This is a genomic window from Streptomyces sp. NPDC058469, assembly GCF_042721125.1.
Classification (GTDB): Bacteria; Actinomycetota; Actinomycetes; order Streptomycetales; family Streptomycetaceae; genus Streptomyces.
The window spans coordinates 1-5032 of sequence record NZ_JBHXME010000309.1; the positions used below are offsets into that span (position 1 = coordinate 1).

The 5032-nt window shown below is 70.4% G+C and carries 2 protein-coding genes; one reads left to right on the forward strand and one right to left on the reverse strand.

Annotation, left to right across the window (positions count from 1 at the left end; genetic code table 11):
• Positions 1–54 precede the first annotated feature (54 nt).
• Positions 55–4017, reverse strand: coding sequence for a type VII secretion protein EccCa (gene eccCa, locus ACFWP5_RS51765; RefSeq protein WP_384174226.1), 3963 nt, complete (start codon positions 4015–4017; stop codon positions 55–57).
• 493 nt (positions 4018–4510) lie between these two features.
• On the opposite strand from eccCa, the gene ACFWP5_RS51770 reads away from it, so the two are divergent.
• Positions 4511–5032: EsaB/YukD family protein (locus ACFWP5_RS51770; RefSeq protein ID WP_384174223.1), on the forward strand; the 522-nt coding region annotated here is incomplete at its 3' end.

Here is a 5032-nt window from a genome sequence, read left to right on the forward strand (position 1 = left end):
GGCCAGACCCAGGTAGTCGTTGCTCGCGAGAGGGCGGACCGCCGGCCCTTCACGTCACAGCGACCCGGCCGGATCCAGGTCCTTCTCCACCATCGCGGTCTGGATGAGCGTCGTCTTCCGTCGAACGACCCGCAGGGCGCGGCCCGGGGGCAGCAGTCGCGGCTTTACGTTGCCCAGCAGCTGGCCCTCGGCCGGGGGACAGGACATCAGCAGGCCGGAGCTGTTGACCTCCATCAGGCGTCGCACCAGCGGGTCGGCGGCGCTGCGCCCCGCCCCGCTCGCGGCCCGCGCCACCACCATGTGGATACCCATCTCGTAACCCAGGGTGAGGTGTTCGATCAGCGGCTCGAAAGGGTTGTTGAAGCTGTTGCCGACCATCTCGTAGTCGTCGACCAGAATGAAGAGCCGTGGGCCCTGCCACCAGTCCGCCTGGCGCATCCGCGACGGCGTGATGTCTGTGCCGGGGACGCGTTGGGCGATCGCCGGGGCGACGCCCGACAGCAGGTCCTTCAGCGCGTCCGAGGACATGGCCTGACCCAGAAGGTGCTCCTCCGGGACCGTCTCCGCCAGGGTCCTGCGGTAGTCGACGAGCAGGATGCGGGCCTCGTCGGGGGTGTAACGGGCGGCCACGGAACGGGCGATGAGCCGCAGCAGGTTGGTCTTGCCGCTCTCCGAGTCGCCGATCACCAGCAGGTGCGGGCTCTCCGAGAAGTCGTGCCAGGCCGGTTCCAGGTCGGCCTCGAACAGCCCGAGGGCCATCCGGTTGCCCTCGGGAGCGGGCAGCGTCGCGGCGGGGAGTTCGGTGGGCAGCATCCGCACGGGCGGAGCCGCCGGGCGCCGACCCCAGGTCTCAGCGACCGCGGCGACCAGGGAGGACACGCCCTCGCCGAGGTCGTCGGTGTCCTCCAGCCCGTCGATGCGGGGGAGGGCCGCGAGGAAGTGGAGTTTGCTCTGCGCGGTCAGGCCGCGCCCCGGCGCGTTCTGCGGGACGGTCTTGGCCTGACGGATGTCGATGACGGAGTCCATCGGGTCGCCCAGCCGCAGTTCCAGCCGCGTGCCCATCGAGTCGCGCACCGCCGGGGAGAGTTCCATCCACCGCGTCGTCGAGATGACGAGGTGGATGCCGAAGTTGAGTCCCCGCTGGCCGAGTTGGTTGAACTCCGGGATGAGCGTGTCGAAGTCCTGACGGACCGTGCCCCAGCCGTCCACCACCAGGAACACGTCCCCGTGGTGCTCCTCGGGGAACTCCCCGGCCGCGCGGCGGCGACGGAACGATGCCATCGAGTCGATGCCCTCGGCCAGGAAGAACCGCTCACGCCGGGCCAACAGTGTGGTGACCTCGGCGAGCGTGCGGCTCACTCGCTCGGTATCCAGCCGGCCGGTGACCGCGCCGACGTGCGGCAGACCGATGAGTGCCGACTGCGTGCCGCCGCCGAAGTCCAGGACGTAGAACTGGACTTCGCGCGGGGTGTGGGTGAGGGAGAGCGAGGTGATCAGGGAGCGGATCAGATTGCTCTTGCCGCTCTGTGGGCCGCCGGCCACGGCGATGTGTCCGCCCGCGCCGGACAGGTCCACGGTGAGCAGGTCCCGCAGCTGGTCGAAGGGCCGGTCGACGACACCCAGCGGCACTGCGAGACGCCCGTGCAGCTCGGACATCGAACTTGTCAGCCCACGCTCCGGATGCGGCTCCAAGGGCGGCAGCAACTGGTCCAGGGAGGGGGAGAGATCCAGCGGAGGCAACCACACGGGGTGCGCGGGCGGCCCGGAGTCCCGGAGCTTTTCCAACGCCAGCGCCATCAGGGTCTCCTGCTCCTCCTCGGGAGTCGCCCGTACCTCCGACTCCGCGGTGCGCCGCGGCACGATCCACTCCGTGCTCCACGGGGTGATCTGCGCGGCGGCCTGCTCCTGCGCCAACTCGCGGGTACGGCCCTTGTAGACGCCGGAGACGTACGCGGCACGGAAGCGGGTGAGTTCCTCCACACCGCTCTTGAGGTAGCCGACACCGGGGGTCGGCGGCAGCTGATAGGCGTCGGTGACGCCGAGCACGCCGCGGCTCTCCATCGCCGAGAAGGTACGCAACCCGATCCGGTAGGAGAGATGCCCCTCCAACTGGTGGATGCGGCCCTCGTCGAGGCGCTGGGAGGCTAGCAGCAGATGCACACCCAGCGACCGGCCCAGCCGCCCGATCATCACGAAGAGATCCATGAACTCCCGGTGTGCGGAGAGTAGTTCGGAGAACTCGTCGACGACCACGAACAGGCTGGCCAGCGGTCGCAGCTGCGTGCCGGCCGCCCGCGCCCTCTCGTACTCAAGGACCGAGGCGTAGTTGCCTGCCTGGCGCAGGAGTTCCTGGCGGCGCATCAGCTCGCCGTGGATGGCGTCCTGCATACGTCCCACCAACGCCACCTCGTCGGCGAGGTTGGTGATGACGGCGGAGGTGTGCGGCAGCTCGTCGAGTCCGAGGAAGGTCGCGCCGCCCTTGAAGTCGACCAGGACGAAGTTCAGGCTCTCCGAGGAATGCGTCAGCGCCAGGCCGAGGACCAGGGTGCGCAGCAGTTCGCTCTTGCCGGAGCCGGTGGCGCCGATCAGCATGCCGTGCGGGCCCATGCCGCCGAGCGCCGACTCCTTGATGTCCAGGTCGATGGTCGTCCCGTTGGAGGCAACCGCGATCGGTACCCGCAGGCGGTTCGACTCAGTGCGCTTCGCCCACAACGTGCGCGGGTCGAAGGAGCGCAGATCGGTGATGCCGAGCAACGCCGAGAGCTGCACGTCCTTGTCGGGATTCTCGTCTCCGTCGCCGCCCACGCTGCTGCGGAAGGGGCTGAGGGCCGCCGCGAGGGCGCGCGCCTCGACCAACCCCAACTGGTCGGGACGGCCCAGCGAGGTGCTCTGTTCGCGGCGGTTGCGGTCGGTGCGCACCAGCGACAGGGAGCCCGGCTGGGCGTCCAGCCGCAGGGTGGTGCGCCCCGGACGCCACCGCAGCGCGTCGGAGAGGTCCAGGATCATGGCGTTACGGAAGCCCGAGCCGTCGAAGCGGTGCCCGGAGGGGACCGTGCCGCCGTCGACGACCACGATCACCAGCGGCTCCTCACGCCCCGGCACCGCGGCCGGGTCGAATGAGGGCCGTTCGGGGAAGTCGGCGCCCAGCAGGTCCTCCAGCTCGGGCAGGGCGGGCGCCACCATGCGGGCCTGGCCCGCGCCGTCGTTCTCCTGGGGGTGCAGACAGTGCGGCAGCCACTTGACCCAGTCCCAGTGCGCACGCTGCTCGTCGCCGACGCAGAGGGCGATCCACAGGTCGTCCGGGCTGTGCATGGTGGCCAGTTGGCCGAGCATGGCCCGCGTCAACGCACGCTTGGTGTCCTCGTCGCCCCGCAGCAGGATCCGCGACCAGGCTCGCAGATATACGGCGATGGGCTGGTCGGGGACAGTCGTGTAGGCGCGGAGGAAACTGCGCAGGGCGTGCGCCGCGAGCGGCTCCAGATCCTCCACGGGTCGGGTGGACACGGGAGTGAGCCGTAGCCCCAACTGCTGGTCACCGACCGCGACCCGGGCCTCGCCGAAATCCTCGTCGGCCGGCCGGCGCTCCCACAGCCGGCTGGTGTTCGCCAGCGACCACAGCACCCGCGGGTCGGGATGCCGCCAGGCGAGGGCCTCCTGCTGCTCCACGACGGCCTTGCGGACCTTGCGACGTACCTGGGAGAGATAACGCAGATAGTCGCGGCGCTGTCCGTTGGAAGCGTTGCGCCGGTCGCTGCGCTTCTTCATCACCTGGCCCACGGCCATCGCGACACCGGCCGCCATCATCATGCCCATGGCCACGTACATGAAGACACCGGACGAGCCCGGGCGGATGAACATCATCAGCATCGCCATCGACATCATCGCGGTGGGTAGCGCGGTCCACACGGCCGAACTGTCCGGCTGCACCTCGGTGATGGCGGGCGGCTCCTGAAGGCTCAGCTCGCCCGAGGGCGCCTGGGGGCCGTGCCGCCGGGCCGGACGGCGGAAGAGGACCACGCTCAACGGAGACTCCATTCAAGGGGGGTGCGTGGGCTGTCGACGCCGGGAAGACGGATGCCCGGCCCAGAATGACACCGCCGTCGCAGGGGTCCGTGGCCACGAGCCCCTTCGGGCAGACTGTGCGGTTCGGTCGGGCAGTGCGGTGCGACGGGGTGCGGACCTGCGGACCCGCATACGTCCGGGTCGTCTTGGCGAGGCATCGAACGGCCCGAAACCCCTGGCCGTAGCGGGTGAGCAGGAGTGTCGCGCCCGCGATGACCCGTGCACGGCCGCGCGTTTCGGTGTGGCATCCGGGCCTCGGGCGGTCGGGCGCGGAGCGGCGATGACGAGGGACGGCGACAAGTAACGTGCAGCCCGGCCACGTTGCCCGGCGCGCAATGCCGCGCTGCGCGTGGGGTCGCACCGGCGTTCCCACCGGACGGCCTCCAACTCCCAGTCAGTGGACCCGAACCGTCCGTCCCGCATTACCGATTCGGAAGGCCGGCGATCGATGCCCGAGCTCTCCTCAGCGTCCCTGTGCCGCATCCGCGTGCATCTGCCCGATCGCGCCACGGATCTCGCCGTACCCGCCGACATTCCCGTCGCCGACCTTCTTCCCGCCCTTGTCGGCTACCTGGGGGCCGACACCCACGAGGCGTCCGTGGACCACGGCGGCTGGGTGATCCAGCGGCTCGGTGGTGCCCCCCTCGACGGGGAGAGCACTCTGGGTGCCCTTGAACTGCGCGACGGCGAGATCCTCTTCCTGCGGCCCGGGGGCGAGGTGCTGCCGGAGGCGCACTTCGACGACCTCGTCGACGGCATCGGCGCGTCCCTGGAACGACAGGGCGGCGCCTGGTACCCAGGTGCGTCGAAACGACTGCTGCTCGCGGTCGGACTCCTGCTGCTGGCAGCCGTGTTGACCGTACTGCTGCTGCCCGGTGGCTCTGGCACGCAGCGCGGCGCGACCGCCGCCGTCTGCGGGTTGCTGGCCCTGGGCGGCGCTGTCGTCGCCGGCCGCGCCGTCGGCGACGAC